Annotated in this window: 14 protein-coding genes; 11 read left to right on the top strand and 3 right to left on the bottom strand. The window is 45.9% G+C overall.

Translation table 11 applies throughout. From position 1 onward, the window contains the following. Window position 1: 1 nt before the first annotated feature. Entirely contained in the window at window positions 2-1138 is a 1137-nt protein-coding gene (locus ACYVK4_RS17910; protein ID WP_461128892.1) for a flavin-containing monooxygenase, read from the bottom strand. 1 nt (window position 1139) lies between these two features. Further along, the gene (locus ACYVK4_RS17905; RefSeq protein WP_461128891.1) at window positions 1140-1589 is read right to left on the bottom strand and encodes a DUF2147 domain-containing protein; all 450 of its coding nucleotides are present in this window, start codon (window positions 1587-1589) and stop codon (window positions 1140-1142) included. A 289-nt stretch (window positions 1590-1878) separates the two neighbouring features. Here ACYVK4_RS17905 and ACYVK4_RS17900 point away from each other — a divergent pair, with 289 nt between their 5' ends. Both ACYVK4_RS17900 and ACYVK4_RS17895 read left to right on the top strand, forming a co-directional pair. Beyond that, on the top strand, window positions 1879-2406 hold the full coding sequence (locus ACYVK4_RS17900) for an acyl-CoA thioesterase (protein WP_461128890.1): 528 nt from the start codon (window positions 1879-1881) through the stop codon (window positions 2404-2406). A gap of 99 nt (window positions 2407-2505) precedes the next feature. Further along, window positions 2506-3777, top strand: coding sequence for a dicarboxylate/amino acid:cation symporter (locus tag ACYVK4_RS17895; RefSeq protein ID WP_461128889.1), 1272 nt, complete (start codon window positions 2506-2508; stop codon window positions 3775-3777). Between the two features lie 338 nt (window positions 3778-4115). Here the strand turns inward: ACYVK4_RS17895 and ACYVK4_RS17890 are convergent, their stop codons facing one another. After that, window positions 4116-5042, bottom strand: a complete 927-nt coding sequence (locus ACYVK4_RS17890; protein ID WP_461128888.1) for a bestrophin family protein — start codon at window positions 5040-5042, stop codon at window positions 4116-4118. 196 nt (window positions 5043-5238) lie between these two features. On the opposite strand from ACYVK4_RS17890, the gene ACYVK4_RS17885 reads away from it, so the two are divergent. The 9 genes from ACYVK4_RS17885 (at window position 5239) to ACYVK4_RS17845 (ending at window position 17276) form a co-directional block, all read left to right on the top strand. Continuing rightward, entirely contained in the window at window positions 5239-5757 is a 519-nt protein-coding gene (locus tag ACYVK4_RS17885) for a hypothetical protein (RefSeq protein WP_461128887.1), read from the top strand. A 247-nt stretch (window positions 5758-6004) separates the two neighbouring features. Then, window positions 6005-8044 carry a M3 family metallopeptidase gene (locus ACYVK4_RS17880; protein ID WP_461128886.1) on the top strand — a complete coding sequence of 680 codons (2040 nt, stop codon included), beginning with the start codon at window positions 6005-6007 and terminating at the stop codon, window positions 8042-8044. A gap of 411 nt (window positions 8045-8455) precedes the next feature. Next, window positions 8456-9157, top strand: coding sequence for a hypothetical protein (locus ACYVK4_RS17875; protein WP_461128885.1), 702 nt, complete (start codon window positions 8456-8458; stop codon window positions 9155-9157). Window positions 9158-9163: 6 nt separating this feature from the next. After that, on the top strand, window positions 9164-9610 hold the full coding sequence (locus ACYVK4_RS17870; protein WP_461128884.1) for a hypothetical protein: 447 nt from the start codon (window positions 9164-9166) through the stop codon (window positions 9608-9610). Between the two features lie 1233 nt (window positions 9611-10843). Continuing rightward, entirely contained in the window at window positions 10844-11437 is a 594-nt protein-coding gene (locus ACYVK4_RS17865; protein ID WP_461128883.1) for a hypothetical protein, read from the top strand. Window positions 11438-11449: 12 nt separating this feature from the next. Continuing rightward, on the top strand, window positions 11450-11908 hold the full coding sequence (locus tag ACYVK4_RS17860) for a hypothetical protein (RefSeq protein WP_461128882.1): 459 nt from the start codon (window positions 11450-11452) through the stop codon (window positions 11906-11908). Between the two features lie 18 nt (window positions 11909-11926). Continuing rightward, on the top strand, window positions 11927-13720 hold the full coding sequence (locus ACYVK4_RS17855; protein WP_461128881.1) for a hypothetical protein: 1794 nt from the start codon (window positions 11927-11929) through the stop codon (window positions 13718-13720). Next, complete coding sequence (locus tag ACYVK4_RS17850) at window positions 13717-15381, top strand: ATP-binding protein (protein ID WP_461128880.1); 1665 nt, start codon at window positions 13717-13719, stop codon at window positions 15379-15381. The genes ACYVK4_RS17855 and ACYVK4_RS17850 overlap by 4 nt, the downstream gene beginning before the upstream one ends. Further along, window positions 15378-17276 (top strand): hypothetical protein, encoded by a 1899-nt coding sequence (locus ACYVK4_RS17845; protein ID WP_461128879.1) that lies wholly within the window; start codon window positions 15378-15380, stop codon window positions 17274-17276. Before ACYVK4_RS17850 ends, ACYVK4_RS17845 begins: the two co-directional genes overlap by 4 nt. Window positions 17277-17288 lie beyond the last annotated feature (12 nt).

The following is a 17288-nucleotide window of genomic DNA, read 5'->3' as shown; positions in this document are numbered from 1 at the left end:
ACTATGCAGGGACGAAATTGTTTTGGGCGATGTGGTTGGCAACTTTTTCAGAGTCAAGATTCAGGTGATACAGGACGCCCGTAATGGGGATGGTGAAGCCCAGAAAATACAGCCCCTGTACATCTGGCTCATCGAACCATAAGCGTTTAGGGTACCCGCGCTCATTCAGAACTTTTGCTGACAGGCGCTCGCCAATCACAGCGGACAGCCCCGGCCGATAGCCCGTGGCAAGAATGATCGCTTCGAAGGGTAATTCCCTGCCGTCGGTAAAGGTGACAGTTTTGGCATTGATGCGATCGACACCGGGAAGAACTGTGATATTGCCTGCCTTGATCTGGTCCAGAGTGCCTACGTCAATGACTGGAATTTTGCCCCGGCGGGTATCGTAGGAAGAAGCGTGTTTGGGTTTCCCTAACCCGTAAGCAGACACATCACCTACACTCAAACGCTGCGAGAGACGGGACATAAAGTCGAAAAACCAGTTCGGAAATTTGCTCAGAAAAATGGCTGTAGGCTGCGTGGGTCGGCCAAAAGTGTCCCGCCTGACAATATTAACTGGCCCCCGAACGGAGATGAAGGGTTTTGCCTTGTATTCCAGTAAATCCAGCGCCAGTTCAGCACCCGTATTGCCCATACCGACCACCAGTACATTTTCATCGCGAAAGGCTGCCCCATTCCGGTATTCATAACTGTGCCAGATTATTCCACGAAAGTTGCGTTGACCGGGTAGTTCGGGCTGGTTCGGAACCCGGTTATAGCCGGTTGCCACAACAACCCGTTCAGCCGTAAAACGATCGGTCTCCGTTGTGACTTCCCATAGTTTAGTTACTTCGTTCCGTTGAACCCGAACGACTTTTTGGTTGAAGCGCGGCTTTATCCCGAAGTGCTCGGCATAGCGTTCGAGGTAGTCCACTACCTGAAGCCGGGGCACATACGTTGGATAATCGGCTGGGAACGGTAAATGGGGGAGAGCCGAGTGTTCCTTTACAGTGTGCAGGTGCAACCGGTCATAGTGGTTACGCCAGGCTACCCCAATGTGTTCACTGGCTTCCAGTACCGTAAAGGTCAACTGCCGATGCGCCAATTGACCAGCCATCGCCAGTCCTGCCGGTCCCGCGCCAATGATTAGGGTGTGCATTTTATTTTATCCGGGTCCAGGTCTGAGTTTTACCAAACAGGGAGATGCCCACATAACCGCGTACCTCAAGCGTGTTGGGGTCTTTTAGGGTCATCTTGCAATTATACTCTTTGCCGTCTTCGGGGTTGTAAATTTTACCGTCGCTCCAGACGTTTCCTCCATCGAACCGAAAGTTATACATCAGGGGCATGTTCATAAGCGGACGCGACCGTTTCGATATATCCGCATTTTTTTCGTCTGTTCGGGGCTTGCCCGTAGCCGGATCGGTCGGCTGGCCGAGCCAGACCAGTTTGCCAAAGTAGGTGCCGCCTTGTTTGTAAATCTGAACATGCCCTTTTTTGGTGCCATTCAGCCAGGTCCCGACTACCGCATCCGAATCATCCGCCGGGGCAAAAGCAGTGAGCACAAAAAGGACAGAGAATAGCGGGAGTAAATGATGGAGTGATTTCATAGTTGCTTAAGCGTTTAAATAAAACCTCAAATTTGTTGTACTAACGTAAATATTCAACAAAATTGTCAGAACCGGGAATCCTGGGATTGAAATGATTTTCATGATTTGTCTCCTGAACAAATCAGCATGGCCATTTACCTGGTTCTGTTTATTCAATAGAAGACCCGATTGCTCAGAATGAATGATTCATTCAGTTTGAATGTATAATGAATCAAAGCATGCGGGACGATAGTCTCCGGCTGATCGTTTAGAATCAAGAAAATTATTTAAATCAGAAAAATCCTGGTCTATGTTTAAACGTGACCCACAACGCAGTTACCCAACCGAAACCGAATCGCGAATGATCATTCGCTTTCAGGATTGCGACCCTCTGCAACACCTCAATAATGCCAAGTACTTCGACTATTATTTCAACGCCCGCGAAGATCAGGTGGCTAAGTTATACGATTTCAATCCCGGGCAGTTGTTTCAGGAGCTTAAAACCAGTTGGGTCGTTTATCAGCACCAGATTGCCTACGTCCGCCCCGCCAGGGTAAGTGAATGGGTACGAATTCTGTCGAGGTTGATTTACGTAAATGACGATACGACCGTGACCGAATACATTATGACGGACGACGGTAAAACGCACCTGAAGAACGTACTTTGGGTAACGTCAAAATACATCAGTGTGGCTACGGGTAAGCGCATTCCGCACGATGCATCCGTTAAAGAATTGCTGGACACAATCCTCGTGCCGAACGTCGATTTTCTGAGTATGAACTTCAACGAACGGATTCATGAAATCAAACAGCAGGTGGTGAAAACCCATGCTGTATAGGGGAAAAGAGTGGAATGTATGACGAAGGATGGTTAATTCTATTGCTTTTAGGGCTATTTGCCATCATACATTCTGCTTTTTTAGCGTATCTTTCCCCCAATGAAACTTCTTAATAACCTCACCGTTCGCGTACTGATTGCCATTACGCTGGGTATACTGACGGGGTATTTCTTCCCTGAAACAGCCGCCAAACTCAAACCCCTGGGCGACATCTTTATCAACCTGATCAAGATGGTGATTGCGCCTATTATTTTCCTGACCATCGTGCTTGGGATTAGTAATATGGGCGACCTTAAGAAGGTTGGCCGGGTGGGTGGTAAAGCACTCCTTTATTTTGAAGTTGTCACTACCGGGGCACTGGCAATTGGCCTTGTGCTGGCCAATCTGGTTCGGCCGGGAGATGGTGTACAAACGGCGGCCGTGAAAGGGGGAGACATCAGCAAATACACCGAGCAGGGCGCCGGGATGGACTGGACGGAGTTTTTCATTCACATTGTACCGAGCAACGCCATCAAGGCATTTGCCGAAGGGGAGATTTTACAGGTGCTGGTTTTCTCCGTTCTTTTTGGCGTAGGTCTGACCCGTATGGGCGACATGGGCAAACCGCTCATTTTAACGTTTGAACGAATATCAAAAGTGTTCTTCAACATCCTGGCAGTCGTTATGGTGCTGGCTCCCATCGGCGCTTTTGGCGGGATGGCGTTCACCATTGGCAAGTACGGGCTCAGTACGTTGCTGCCGCTGGCTAAATTGATGGGAACGGTTTATGCCACCATGATTCTATTCATCTTCGTAATCCTCAACTTAATTCTTCGCTATTACAAAGTCAGCCTTTGGGCGGTACTTAAATTCATCAAAGAGGAATTGCTGATTGTACTCGGTACCTCTTCGTCCGAATCGGCATTACCGCAAATCATGGACAAGCTGGAAACGATGGGCTGTTCGCGGTCTGTGGTTGGGCTGGTCATTCCGGCCGGATATTCGTTTAACCTGGATGGTACCACCATTTATCTGGTGATGGCCACGATCTTTCTGGCTCAGGTTTTTGGCGTCGATCTTACGCTGGGGCAGGAGCTAACGATTATTGGTATCCTGATGGTTACGTCAAAAGGGGCAGCGGGCGTAACAGGCAGTGGGTTCATCGTGTTGGCCAGTACATTAACCGCCATCAAAGTGATACCGGTCGAGGGATTGGCATTGCTCCTGGGCGTAGATCGATTCATGTCCGAAGCCAGATCCATCACCAACATCATCGGCAATACCGTTGCTACGATCTTCATCGCCAACAACGAAGGCGAATTTGACCGGAGCAAATATGAGCGGATTCTAAAACAGGAAGATCAATCTCCATTGAAAGAGTATGAGTATTAGTGGAGGAGTAAGTTAACGGGTCGAACAGGTTGTAACTACTCAACGTGAATATTGGATGCCTCAATGGTAAAATTAGCTCGACTTAAGTTCGTAATACTCGCGCAATAGAAAAGTTTTAACCACCGAGGCCCCGCAACGGCGGACCGCAAAGCGCACAGAGGTTTATTAGGGCACTTTCTTCCCCATTAACCTCTGTGCGCTTTGCGGTCCGCCGTTGCGGGGCCTCGGTGGTTAAAACTTTTCTACACGACGTGAACCAAAAAGATGTCTGAACTAAATTTTGATTAACCCAACTTATTATTCACGTTATTCAACAAAATCCACCACTTTACAAATCACTAATTAACTTTTTGATACTGGCCCTCAGGTTGCGTTTGCTGAACAGCGGGCAGCTCGCCGGTCAGTATTTCATACACATTTCGGCGGATATTCTGGCTAATCTGATTCAGGGGAAGATCATTGCAATCCAGCCCAAACGGTTCTTCAATTTCATCGCCAATCATTTCCACGCCCAGTAGCGCATAGGCTGCAAACGTAGTTGCCAGAATGGTGAAGTACGCGTACGTTTCGACCAGGACCAGCGGCATAATCGTTAGGTACATGGTAATGAACAGTTTGATAAAAAAACTGTACGAGAAGGGGATCGGCGTGTTCCGGATCCGTTCGCAGGAACCGGCAATATCGAGAAAGGACTGGTGAACCGTTCGAATGGATATTAAATCACCCTCACTAACCACCCGATCTTGCTTAAGAACCTGCAACTGGCGCATCAATAAGGCTGAAACACGGCTGGGAACATGCTTGTACTGCGCCAGAGCTTCAGGCTCGTTATTGCCAGCGTCTTCCAGTTCGGTAAAGACGACTCCGCTCCGTAAATGGCCTTTGAGCGCCAAAGCAAAGTTCGACAGCATCCGGGCAAAGTAGAGCCGGTTTTTGTGATCGTCGTCGGGGAGAATGGCGTCCATCAACACGGCAAAATTTCGACTGTTGTTGACCAGCAGCCCCCATTGTCGTCGCCCTTCCCAGAAACGATCATAGGCGGTGTTGGTTCTAAACACGAGCAGTAAGCTGAGCAGAATGCCCAGTAACGAAAAGAACGTGCCGTCGATGGGGAGATCGACGTTGATCCGGTTCTGATCGACCAGGGTGACGAGTGTGCCGTAGCCGCCAACAAAGGCAACCCGACGAAGAAGGACTTGAATGGTGTAGCTGGTATGGAAGTGACGAAGCGCACCCATCCAGTCTTTGGCGTTGTAAATAACCACTTAAAGTAGAAAGAGTAAGTTGAGGTGAATTAGGAAACTAATAGGTACCAAGGTACAAATCAGATGATTACTTTATCCTTTCAGATAATATAATCCGTCAATATAATTCACTTTTAGATTTATTTCCAGATTAAATTAAACCATTCGTGGGTGAGGTGTTCAAAAGGACAAATACAACCTGAATCATTACACGACCATGAAAAAAGTACTGCTCACAGCCGCAACCCTGTTAGTTCTTCTCTCAACCGGTGCTATGGCACAACGCTATGGCTACCCATCACCCAACACCAACTACCCTTCGCAGCCGGGTTATAACCAGCAACCGAACTATAACCAGCGGGGAAATTCGCCGGGTTATGGCCAGTCGAATTATGATTACGACTACGACGATTACCAATTCGATCGCCACCTCGATTGGTGGGACCGCGAACTGAATCTGACTCGTCGGCAGGAGCGTGAAATTCGCCGTATTCGGGAACGGTTCACCCAGCAAACCCAAAGTATCAATCCCCGCGACCCCCGCCAGCGTGATTTCTTCCGCCAGGCCAGGCAGCGTCAGTTCATCGATATGATGGCAGTATTGGGGCCTGAGCAGCGCGACCGGGTTATCGAACATATGCGTCCTTATGAGCGCTATGCCAATCAGGGACGAGGGTATGGAAACCGCGGATATAACAACAATCGTGGGTCAGGAAACAGACCGTATGGCTATTAATTAAAGAAGGGAGAGGAGTAAACGGCCGACCATTTTGGTTGGCTGTTTTTTTGTAAAATCCACTCAACCTATTTTGTAACCAGTTGTACACTAAAGGATTGCCAGATTCACCTTTGTTTCGTATTTTTCCCGGAAACTCATTTGATAAATTGGTATGTTAATCCATCAACTGATTAAAAAAAATAGCTTGTTACTGGCTGTGTCAGCTACGGTAGCTATAGCCCAGCCTTCGCCCCAACAACCCAAAATGACTCAAAATCCATTTTTATCGTCGTACACGACACCGCACAAAACGGCGCCATTCGACAAAATCAAGAACGCCGATTACATGCCAGCGCTCAAAGAAGGACTGGCACAGGCACGTAAAGACATTGATGTCATTGTTAATAATCCGGCTAAACCAACTTTCGAAAATACGATTATCTCGCTGGAGCGTTCGGGCGATCTGCTTGGAAAGGTGACCTCCGTTCTGTTTAACCTGAATAGTGCTGAAACAACCCCCGAACTGCAGAAAATAGTAAAAGAAGCGTCGCCACTGCTGAGCGAGTATAACAATGATATTACGCTGAATGCTAAATTGTTTTCCCGAATCAAAACCGTGTATGAGCAGCGGTCGAGCCTGAAGCTGGATCCGGAAAGCGCAATGTTGCTCGAAAAGTCGTACAAGCGATTTGCCCGGAATGGGGCTAATCTGGATGAAAAGGGGAAAGAACGCCTGCGCGCTATCGACAAAGAACTATCGCAGCTCTCGCTTCAGTTTGGTGAAAATGTACTCAACGAAACGAACGAGTATATGATGGTCGTGACGGATGAAAAAGAGCTGGCTGGCTTACCCGATTTTGTTCGTGAAGCGGCTAAGGCTACGGCTAAACAAAAGGGGAAAGAAGGATGGGTATTTACCCTTCAGGCACCCAGCTATGTACCCTTTATGCAATACGCTGATAGCCGCGAGTTGCGAAAAAAGCTTTTTCTGGCGTTCAATGGCCGGGGCTTTCACGGTGATAAAAACGATAACTCGGCCATTATTAATAAAGTGGTAAACCTGCGTTATGAGCGGGCTAACCTGTTAGGCTATACGACGCACGCTGATTTTGTGCTGGAAGAGAGCATGGCTGGTTCGAAGAACAAGGTCCAAAGCTTCCTCGATGAACTGGTGACCTATGCCCGTCCGGCAGCTGAACGTCAGTTGCTTGAGCTAACAACCTATGCCAAAGCACATGGTTTTAAGGATGATAAGCTGCAGGCCTGGGACAACAGTTATTACTCTGAAAAGCTCAAGAAAGAGAAATACGATCTGGACGACGAAACGCTAAAGCCTTACTTTAAGCTGGAGAATGTGCTGGATGGGGTCTTTATGGTCGCTAATAAACTATATGGAATCACGTTTAAGCCACGCACCGATATTCCGGTGTATAATTCTGAAGTCAAGACATTTGATATGTTTGATAAAGACGGTAAGTTTTTGGCTGTTTTCTACGGCGATTATTTTCCCCGGCCCGGCAAGCGTAGTGGTGCCTGGATGAACGACATTCAGGGCCAGAAGGTAGAGAACGGCGAAAATATACGACCACACATCATCAACGTTTGCAACTTTACCCGGCCTACAGACAGCAAACCGTCACTGCTTACCTTCGCAGAGGTAACAACCTTGTTTCATGAGTTTGGTCATGGCCTGCACGGGATGCTGGCAAATGGGCAATACGAAAGCCTGAGTGGCACAAGCGTTCCGCGTGATTTTGTTGAATTGCCCTCGCAGGTAATGGAAAACTGGTGCTACGATCCTGAAGCGCTCAAACTCTTCGCTAAACATTACCAGACCGGCGAGGTAATTCCCAATGAGCTGATTGAAAAGATTCGGGCTAGCCAGAATTTCATGGCTGGCATGGCCAATATGCGTCAACTGCGTTTCGGTTTATTGGATATGTATTACCATGGACAAAAGCCGACGGGTGAAACCATTTCGCAGGTCGAAAATCGGGTTGACTCCGTAGCGAATTTATTCCCACACGTGGAAGGTATTGCCGTGAGTCCTGCTTTCTCGCACATTTTTGCCGGTGGCTATTCTGCTGGATACTACAGTTATAAGTGGAGCGAAGTTCTGGACGCCGATGCGTTCGAATTCTTTAAGGAGAAAGGCGGTTTGGAGAACAAGGCTGCTGCCGAAAGTTTCCGCAAGCATGTACTGGAAAAAGGCGGTAGCGAAAAGCCCATGGAGCTCTACAAGAAATTCCGGGGTCGTGAGCCGTCACCTAAAGCAATGTTACGCCGAAGTGGGTTGATCTTGTAGACACACTTTATAAGTAGATTAAGAGAACGGGGCCGTTATGTATTAACGGCCCCGTTCTGTTTTTTGTGGTGGTAGAACGCTCAGATTAGTCTTGCTAACAGGTACTATTTAGCGAGCGGTTTTGGTTGATTTCTCCATTCTTTTATCGCAGAAAAATCTTTATTATTACCCCAGTTTCAGGAAAGGGTTTACGGTTTAATAATTCTTGACTGATCAATTAAAATACGCTTGCCAAACTCTTGACTTTGATCCAACGATATGATGAATAGAAAGCACATAGCCTTATCTCTATTGGTCCTGATTTGTAACAGCTGTGTTTCATTTGAATCGGTAAAGACGGTCGGAAAAATCGGCGCGACATTAACGGACTATAAACCATTAAATGACAATGTAGCTTTTCTCTGCGAATCGATGCAAAAAAATAAAAGCTTCGCCGAACTTCCCTGTGATTCGCTGCGAAGCCGGTATAAAACATTAAACGCCGGTATTGATATACTGGCCTCGTACAGTGCTGTATTATTATTGGCGATAAAAGACGATGATTTTACGCTAAGCGATCTTGTTGGACAGGTGGCAAAGGCCGGGCAGTCACCCAAATGGATCAATGCAACTGATGGGCAAATCGAGGGGGCTAAAGACATAGCAGCGGCTTTGCAAAAAGTAGCTGTCAATGGGCTAAAACGGAAGGCAATTCGCGGCACCGTCAAGAACCTGGGATTACAGATAGATACGGTTTGTGTAGCCATGTTGAGCAACATAAGCCTGCAAAAACAGGCCTACGATACATACCTTACCGGTGTACAGGTACGCTATACCGTGAACGCACAATTTCAAAAAAAACTGGCAGGTCGTGATGCCGACGAACTGGAAAAATTCAATTTGAATAACGATGTGTTGCTACTGGCCAATAAGTTTGCCAGAGATGAAATAGAAAAACTGACCCGGGCCGAAAAAATTATCGACTCGTTTAGAATTAGCCATAAGAAACTGGTCGAGAAGTCATCGCTGATCGGGCATAATAAAGATGCTGACTTACAGAAAGAGATTATTGAGTCAATTAAAGGTATCTTCAGTGGTATTGAAACATTCAAAACACCCGTTTCTGAAAATTAATCGGCTATGAATACGCAGGAAATTACGATAAGGGTGATTGCTATATCCCGGCAGTATAATGAAATGGCCTTGTTCATTTCCAAAAAACTATCCACAGCTCTAGACAACAATGAAATAGATTTCAGCCATTTTTTAAGTCTGAATGCAAATCTGGTTCAACCATTGATTATGCAATCAACAAAGATGGTGTTTGATACCTCCATATCGGTAGTGGCTGATGTTGAGAAAAACTTTCAACGTATAGAAGAGGGCTCCACTGCACTCAAAAAACAGATCAATCAACTTGGTAAAATTGAGAAATTAATTGAAGTGGCGGCTAACGTTTTAACGACAGCCGCCCTGGTGACAACCTTTATCGCGGCCCCCAATCCGGCATCAGCCCTCGCGGCAGTTTCGTCGGTCGGTAAACTAGTGGGGAGTTTGAAAAAAGAAGACGACGATAAGGCGGCCTGACCTTCGTTGACTTTTGCCTATGCAAATAGTCAGGAAAATTGTTACAAGCCTGGTACGGGTTGTTTAGGCCCTACGGTCGCTTCTTCTAACTGAAAAATAAAGCTATTGATTGAAAAAAAGAATCTGTACTGATAAAGTATTAGATGTTCAGAGCAATTTCTGAAAATAAGATTATAATGGCCTAAAAGCGAAAGAAATTGGCCTAATTCCAATGGTCCCTCTCTACGTATATTCGGAAATTTGTAAGGTACTCGACGTTAAGTTATCCACGTTTCGCTGATCCAATGGCAAAGCCACGCTCCTAAAAAAATCCATACCATTATGGATACAAATCGAAATGCCTGGGATAATATAAAACGCTTGAATAATCAGTTGATTGATTCAATTTGACAGACTCAAACGGCACTGGGCTTTTCAATACGTATTCATTTCGATGAAGAGGCAGTTTAAGAAAACCATTTCTTTTGGCGAAAAGTGAATACATGGAATATGCTGTTTTGTTAAAACAATAACTTGTTCTGGTCTGATATAACTTTTTAAGGATTGGTGGGATCAAGTAGAGAAATTAAGACCAGTCCAATAAAGTACCATTAGACTAGAATTTTGCTTAAATCAGGAGATGTCATTCTGGCGTCAAATCAAGTAGATATAAATCCATAGTTTTTATCGATTTATTAAGAAAACTATGGGCAAAAATTCATTTTGCTGATTACTAAGTTGACGTCATACACATGCGTTTGTCAATATATGCTGTCTGAGATTTTACGACCCTTATCATTTACTAATTTAAATGATAACATATGGTATCAATCATATATATAGGATGGCGAATTCTTTAAATCTATTGTAAAGGTTTTACATAAGTAAATAACGTTAGAAATGAGTTTTAGTAATTTAAAGTTATAAGTCTTTATTTTTAAGGAAGTTATAATAAGTAGTTTAAGAGAAAAGGGTAGTTCCGGCTCTTATAAGTTCCAAACTAAAAAGAGAGAAAAATAAAGAGTAAAAAGTTAAGTTGAAATTTCGCTTTAGTCGGTGTTCTAAGTTGGCTTGATAAAGAATTTGCCTTAAAAACGGTAGGTGATCTTTCGCGGTTGTGGAGATGATGAACATGAAGAAAATAATTAAACCTTGTACGAATTCATAAAGATGAAGTCAGTTATTTTTCTTGTACTCATTTCGGCTAGCCCCCTTTTCGGACAAGACCGAACTATTTTTTTTAAATTCCATGAAGTGCAAACTGACACGGCTAAAAAGCAAATAGTCTTTCGTTACCAACTGGGTAATATTGCGCCTAAGGATTCAGTAGGAATTGCCATTAGGCGAGCAAGTGGTCAATTGGTTAAACTCAAGGCTGTTTATGGCGATGTCGGGACGACCCTTACGGATGGTAAAAAGAAAGTAATTGTCTGGAATCCGGTGGCCGACCGGCAGAAGTTTGATGAGGATGTAGCCATCGTATTTACGGTTAAAACGGTCAGCGGTCAGGGAATAACCAGAAAGCAAACCATTGATTTAGGGCGCTGGACCGTGAATGCTGCCTTGATTGGATATAGTCTGGTGGAAGGATTAAGTATTCGAAAGGCGGTTCGTAATTACAATATGTCTGATGTGCCTATCAATATTTCGCAAAAAGAGAGCCTGGATGCGCGCATGGATGATATCCAGCATCGACAGCAGCGGTTCTATCAGGTAGCCGCAATCTCAGCAGTAGCTCTTTTGGTCAACGGATCTATATCATTGATTCAGTCGAAATACAGGCTGAAGCCAAACCGGTTTGGCTTGGTTGGCTCGTCCTGTTGTGTGGGTATCGGGTACAAACTTTAAACGACCTTCCTTATGAAAAAAGCTCTACTTCTTTGGCTGATCCTGTTGCCCATAAGCGGTCAGGCACAAAGCAGGATCCTGAAAAAAATCTTTAGTAATTTCCGACAAACTCGTATTGCGGAGGGACCACAGCAGGCATGCTTATGTGAACACTTGAATACGGCCGTCCTTTTCCCTGCGCCACCTGAAATTTCTGAACTGTCCTATTCACCCCTTAAAGAATCGGACCTGACAATTCATGCCTGTATCAGAAACCTGAAGTCGGCTGAACAAATACGGTTAACGCTGAATGGCGAAGAACTACCAGTAGGACAGCAAACCTTGGCTTCTTCCAAAGAAACATCTTGTCCAAACGGCTATGTCTTCAGTTACACACTCACTCCGTCTGGTGCCAGCAACACCGTTAGTCTGGAGGCTCGTAATGAAGGAGGAGCAACTATTCGCTATTTACAGGTTCCTTTCGCCAAATAAACACACCAAAGTAAACTCATGGGACAGCCATTAGTCGTTATTGCCTACGCCAATAACCCGGAGCGACCGCTGCCGAGTCTGCGTGAAGAAGATGATCAGGTGCATCAATACCTGCAAAGCCGCTCCGCCATTCAGCCCTTCCGAATCATTCGCGAATCGTTTGCCACCCGTGATCGGCTGGTTGATCTATTGACAACGCCCGAAGATCGGGATTCCTTGCTGGTGTTCTCCTACAGCGGTCATGCCGCTGGCGATCGGCTGATTACGGAAGATGAAACAACCAATGCCAGGGGGTTGTCCAGTCTGCTCAGTCAATGTGCTAACCTGAAATTAGTGGTGTTGAACGGATGTTCTACGGGAGGCCAGGTTAAATTAATCTCAGCGGCCTTTGAGAAATTAAATAAACCGGTTCCGGTCATAGTAGCCACATCAGCAACCGTTGGCGATGGGGCCGCTAAAGATTTCGGCATTACGCTTTTTCGTCAGTTATTCTTGTATAACAGCTCGTTGGAACGCGCTTTCGAAACAGCCCTCGGGGTTGCCCAGACGCAGGTGACTGGTTCCGAAATAACTGTTGATAAAAGTAGTGGTCGGGGGGCGTTCGATCTGTCGGTCGACGACGGAGGGGTATGGGGTATCTATCCAACGTCCGCCGATGCCGGTACGTCGCTGAACTGGACGCTAAGCGGAGCGCTGGCTCCCCAAACGGCTGTTGCGTATGAACCTAACCGTGAGCTGTTCAGAAGCCTCATCATTACCCTTCGCAAATTCAATCCGAGAATACAGGAAATCTGGGAAAACGAGCAGGGTATGATCAACGACTTCTCGCCTTACGATGATGACTTACTCAAGAGCTTTCCGCATCCCATCAGTGTTCAACTTCGGAAGCTCCGTGCCATTCGGGGGCGAAGCGACGGAGATGAAATGAAATTTTATAATCAGGTAGGCCGGGATCGGCTCTGGCAATTGTTACGTACCTACCAGACCATCATTAATATACTGATGGCTATTTTACAGGCTGAGTGGTGGAGTAGTCTAAACAACCCCCAGCAAGAAGCTTCCCTTTCAGCCGATTCGTTTAACCTTTCCGGTTACGGCCAGCAACCCAAATATGAATTAGCCAGTCAATTGGCCGCCAGGCTCAAGCAGCGGGCCATAAACCTGTTTGTGACAGAGCTAATCAGTAATGAAGACCTGTTTGCTCAGATTGCCAAATCGGGTGTTTATTTTGACGGTTTACAATCCGGCATTGAGCGAATGTCGGAACCAGAAGCCAGTGGCGGCTGTCAGCTTGCTGAAAAGCACTTATCCGAACTGCTTAAAAATGTGGCATTCCTAACACAGTACCGGTTGATTTCTGTCAAAAATATTTCGATTGTTAAAAACCGGGTGGCCACCCAGCCCCGCTATAACCACCGAATCTATCAGTACTGGCAGACTTACCTCGATCCCATTCTCAGGAATACCACATCCGATTATTTTCTGGACAATACATCGGTACTCCTGCAAAAGAAGAACGGAAGTCCCAGCGATTACCTGAATCTATCGCCTTTTCTGATCGACGAAAATACCTTTCAGGAAAGAGCCACTCTATCGAATTTATTTGCCTGGCAGGCTGTCCGGCGCAATGGCGAGGAGTTGGTTTATGAGCATCTGCTGCGCTACGACGGGCCCCGACTGACGCTTTACGAGGTAGACCCTGCCATGGCTACGGATGAAGAGCAGCAGCGGAATCTGCTGTATTTTGAAATGAAAAAACAGCTGGATGCCTATTTCGGATTAAAGGAACATCAAACGTCGGCCTCTGCATGAAAAGTCCCTTCAAATTTCTGGATGCCTTTACTCTGTCCGATAAGGAGGTATTTTTTGGCCGGGCCAAAGAAAGTAAGGCATTGTACCAGCACGTACATGCGACCTCGCTGGTGTTGGTCTATGGCTTATCAGGAACCGGCAAAACCAGTCTTGTTCAATGCGGTTTATCCCAGCGTTTCGATGGGCCGGACTGGTTTCCATTCTTCATTCGGCGGGGCGACAACATCAACGAGTCAACAGTGGATGTGCTGAGTAAAGCCCTTGTCCGGCCAGCAGCCGACAACGAGTTACCCACCCTGGTTAACGCTATATTTCGCCATTATTTACGGCCTGTTTACCTGATCTTTGACCAGTTCGAAGAACTATTTACCGTAAGAAACGTCACTTCCGACAATGATGAGTCGATCATAAACGCAAAAAAAGAACAGGAGCAGTTTTTCGAGTCCTTACATGCACTGCTGATCCGCACGGAGGTACCCTGTAAAGTGCTGCTTATCATGCGGGAGGAATTTATTGGTCAACTGTATGAATATGAACGGGTCGTGCCGACACTGTTTGACTTTCGGCTTCGCGTGGAGCCAATGACTGCGGGTACCATTCAGGATGTAGTTGATAAAACGTTCAGGCGATTTGGCATTTCGAGTGAGCCAACGGTAACGGAAGCGATCACAAAAAACCTGCTCACAGGGCAGGCAACCAGCCAACTGGCCTACCTTCAGGTATATATGGACCGGCTTTGGCGAGAGGCTCAGGAGCAGGCTGACAGACAGGGAAATCAACTGGTAGACGGTGAGCCGGTATGCATTAGCGAAGCAACATTGCAACATACGGGGGATGTCAGTAGTGTCCTGAATCGCTATCTCGACGAGCAGGAGCAAGCTATACAGACAAAGCTCAACTTGCCTGACGAAGCCATCGTGAAAGTGCTGGATTACTTTGTAACGGCAGAGGGTACCAAGCAGCCCATGGCCTATAAACTGGCGAATGAACAGCTGGTAGTGAGTAAGATTGAGGTGCCCGGCCTATCGGTAGCGCTGCTTAGCAATACGCTTATCGAACTGGAAAAAGCACGGCTTATTCGACGGGATGATAGCTTTCTGGAACTGGCGCATGACTCTTTGGCGGGCATCATCGATCAAAAACGGACCGCCGAACAGCGGTTGCTAAATAGTCTCATCCAGAGCTTTAAAGTCAACTACGAACTATATACCCGGCAGGGGGGGCTTCTTAACCCCCAACAAGTTGCGCTCTATGATCAGTTTAGGCAAAAACTGGTGCTGGAGCCTATTGTGGTCGACTATATTGAGCAAAGCCGGGCTGAAAACAAACGGGAAGAAGATGCGCTCCGAACAACAAACAATAAGCTAAAGCGGCAAGCCCGAATGTTGGTTGGCTTCGTAGCCGTTGTTTCGGGTTTGGGCATCATGAGTGGGTTTCTTTATTTACAATCAAAGGAAAACCTCAACAAAGCTAACCGGGAAAAAGCCAATCTTCTTTTGATTGATGCCGAAACGTATATGAAAAGTGAAGATTTTGGTGAAGCAAAGGGCAATATCAACAACGCTACAAAATTGCTGCCAAATAGTGAAATCGAACTTCGCGAAAAGGCCTCTGAACTGACCAAAGATATTGAGACTAAAATTAGAATAAAGAACGAATGAGTACTTCAATAATACACGTTCTCGTCTTAACACTTGGCTGTCTTTGTGCTCAGGCTCAAACGGCCATTGTTACCCCATGCGATTTGCAGGAAAGACTTCTGAAAGAAGCGAAAAAACTGCAAACGGATAGCTTATACATCGACGCACTGAATAAGCTGTTTTCTGCCAGAGTAGCGGCAAGGAATTGTAAAGCAAGTAACGTGAATCGTGTCGATCAACAGATTGAGTATATTTATAAACAAGTGATTGCCTTGAAAGACCTGGCAGAAGAAGCCAAGGCAAAAGCAATCTTAGAGCGAATTAAAGCAGAAATTGCAGCACATGATGCACTGAAAGCCAAAGCCGAAGCAGAGAGACAAAAGAAAATAGCTCAACTAGCTGCAGGTGAAGCACTATTAGCTAAACGTAAAGCCGAAGAGTCAGCCCAAAAAGCAGATAGTTCCGCTCGCATCACAGAAGCTTCCCGGTTAAGAACTATAGCATTACAGGTCAGAGAAGACGACCCAACCCTGGCTTTGCAGTTGATCAAAAAAGCCTGTGATACATCGTATTTCAATTACAAAGATGCTGTAACGTTACTCAGATCGATCCTCTCAACGACGCATCCTGCATCCTACTATGTAAAAAAGTTTGAGAAGATGGACGACGATGTGAGTAGTGCTGTCATGTCTGCAAATGGCAAGACCCTGATTATGGGTAGTAACACTGGCTCTATCGACGTTTGGCATTTAGCTAAAACGCAGGATCGAGAAACTTGGGAATCGATCACTAAAGCAGCCGGTCATACCGGGGCTATTTTAAGCCTGGCAGTGTCAGATGACGGAGAGCTAATTGTTAGTGCGGGTGTCGACGGGAAAATAGGTCTATGGAACGGGAAACTGGAAAAGCAATCAACCACATTTGAAGATCATACCGGTGCCGTTTTGAGCGTAGCTATATCGCCCGACAAGCTGCATATTGTCAGTAGTGGAGAAGATAAGACAATAAAAGTCTGGAGTCTGACGAACGGTACCCTTGAAAAAAAGTTGACGCTGACATATGGCAATGCTGTACAGGTTTGCTTTTCACCGAATGGCAATTTCGTTGGGATAGCTGGAAATGATGAAGTTGTTCGGGTATGGGACTGGCAAAATAATAAAGTAATTGCTACCCTAGAAGGGCATATTGGAGCCGTACGAAGCGTTGCGTTTTCACCTGATGGGAGCCAGATTGTGAGCGCTGGAGATGATAAAACGGTAAGAGTTTGGGATTGGCAAAAAAGTACGATAAAACACATATTACAGGGACATCAGGGCTCTGTTGTCGATGTACGGTTTTCGTCGGACATGGCGTATATCGTAAGCACCAGCCTGGATAAAACGGTTAAAGTCTGGAATTGGCGTAACGAAAGTGTATACCGTGAACTTCGTGGCCATCATAAAGGTGTTTTTGCCGCCGGGTTTTATGATAAAGATCACAGCATATACACTGGAAGTTATGATGGGTCTGCCAAGCTATGGGACTGGAAAGAAGACCGAATAGTGAACCCTAATTTAATAACTTCAAACAATAAGAAATCTTCCGTTCTAATCGTCCAAAGTGATTCTGAATCCAGAACAAAACCGAACAGTTTGAGTGCTTTATCGCAAAGTGATACCACGCAATTCAGCCGATATATAGTAACCCAGGGTTCTGATAATACGGTCTGGCTATGGGATACTACGCCTACTTCAAAGCCAGCATATATAGTTTATGATAGAGAAAAAGGTCCTGCCAATTTACCGACGTCAGTACCTATTATAAATTCACGAAAGTTCTACAGTGAATTTTATCAAAAACTTCAAAATGTAAATGGGAAATTAATTCCGACGTTGACTTATGCAGACCTCTTAAAGTTTTTCAATAACCCTCAGTAAGTAGCACGTATG

The sequence above is a fragment of the Spirosoma aerophilum genome, from assembly GCF_054782495.1.
This window is presented reverse-complemented; position numbering and strand designations above follow the sequence as displayed.

Bases quoted from the DNA above. Each gene is read 5' to 3' on its own strand.
- ACYVK4_RS17910 (WP_461128892.1), bottom strand. From the start codon at position 1,138: ATGCACACCCTAATCATTGGCGCGGGACCGGCAGGACTGGCGATGGCT.
- ACYVK4_RS17905 (WP_461128891.1), bottom strand. From the start codon at position 1,589: ATGAAATCACTCCATCATTTACTCCCGCTATTCTCTGTCCTTTTTGTG.
- ACYVK4_RS17900 (WP_461128890.1), top strand. From the start codon at position 1,879: ATGTTTAAACGTGACCCACAACGCAGTTACCCAACCGAAACCGAATCG.
- ACYVK4_RS17895 (WP_461128889.1), top strand. From the start codon at position 2,506: ATGAAACTTCTTAATAACCTCACCGTTCGCGTACTGATTGCCATTACG.
- ACYVK4_RS17885 (WP_461128887.1), top strand. From the start codon at position 5,239: ATGAAAAAAGTACTGCTCACAGCCGCAACCCTGTTAGTTCTTCTCTCA.
- ACYVK4_RS17880 (WP_461128886.1), top strand. From the start codon at position 6,005: ATGACTCAAAATCCATTTTTATCGTCGTACACGACACCGCACAAAACG.
- ACYVK4_RS17875 (WP_461128885.1), top strand. From the start codon at position 8,456: ATGCAAAAAAATAAAAGCTTCGCCGAACTTCCCTGTGATTCGCTGCGA.
- ACYVK4_RS17870 (WP_461128884.1), top strand. From the start codon at position 9,164: ATGAATACGCAGGAAATTACGATAAGGGTGATTGCTATATCCCGGCAG.
- ACYVK4_RS17860 (WP_461128882.1), top strand. From the start codon at position 11,450: ATGAAAAAAGCTCTACTTCTTTGGCTGATCCTGTTGCCCATAAGCGGT.
- ACYVK4_RS17855 (WP_461128881.1), top strand. From the start codon at position 11,927: ATGGGACAGCCATTAGTCGTTATTGCCTACGCCAATAACCCGGAGCGA.
- ACYVK4_RS17850 (WP_461128880.1), top strand. From the start codon at position 13,717: ATGAAAAGTCCCTTCAAATTTCTGGATGCCTTTACTCTGTCCGATAAG.
- ACYVK4_RS17845 (WP_461128879.1), top strand. From the start codon at position 15,378: ATGAGTACTTCAATAATACACGTTCTCGTCTTAACACTTGGCTGTCTT.